Below are 597 nucleotides of genomic sequence, written 5' to 3'. Positions count from 1 at the left end.
TGTGACAGCAGTTTAACTCAGTAGTCTCATCCACTTTCCATAGCGTCATTTACTATGTGAAACGCTTTCAAATTACAACATTTTCTTCAACCAAACTATTTTACTTTCACAGGAGGACATATGTCATTCACAGAAATTAGATTTCCAGAAAATATATCTTATGGTTCCACTGGAGGACCGGAATTTTCCACTGACGTTGTAACAACTCACAATGGTTGTGAACAGCGCAACATCAATTGGTCTCATGCACGCACTAGATACAACATAGCTTACGGGGTCAGATCAAACGAGCAGCTACTAGAACTAATAACATTTTTTCATGCACGAAAAGGTAAAGCAATAGGGTTTCGTTTTAAGGATTGGTCGGATTTTATAGCCATCAACCAAGAGATTGGTATAGGAGATAACAAAAAAACGACTTTTCAGCTAATCAAAACTTATGTAAGTGGGGAAGATAAGCATATACGTATGATCAAAAAGCCAGTGCATGGGACAGTAAAGATTTATTTAAATGGTAAAGAAGAGAGTGAATATTCAGTAAATTATTCAACGGGAGAAATAACATTCATGAAACCGCCAGTAGAAGATGGAATAATC

1 protein-coding gene is annotated in these 597 nt (G+C 36.5%); it reads left to right on the top strand.

Going from position 1 to position 597, the window contains the following annotated elements; genetic code table 11:
- Positions 1 to 120: 120 nt before the first annotated feature.
- Positions 121 to 597, top strand: a 477-nt coding sequence (locus WG67_RS06510) for a TIGR02217 family protein (protein WP_179945722.1), incomplete at its 3' end; no start/stop codon positions are given.

It is taken from the genome of Wolbachia endosymbiont of Drosophila incompta, assembly GCF_001758565.1.
In the GTDB taxonomy this organism is placed as follows: domain Bacteria; phylum Pseudomonadota; class Alphaproteobacteria; order Rickettsiales; family Anaplasmataceae; genus Wolbachia; species Wolbachia pipientis.
This window is presented reverse-complemented; position numbering and strand designations above follow the sequence as displayed.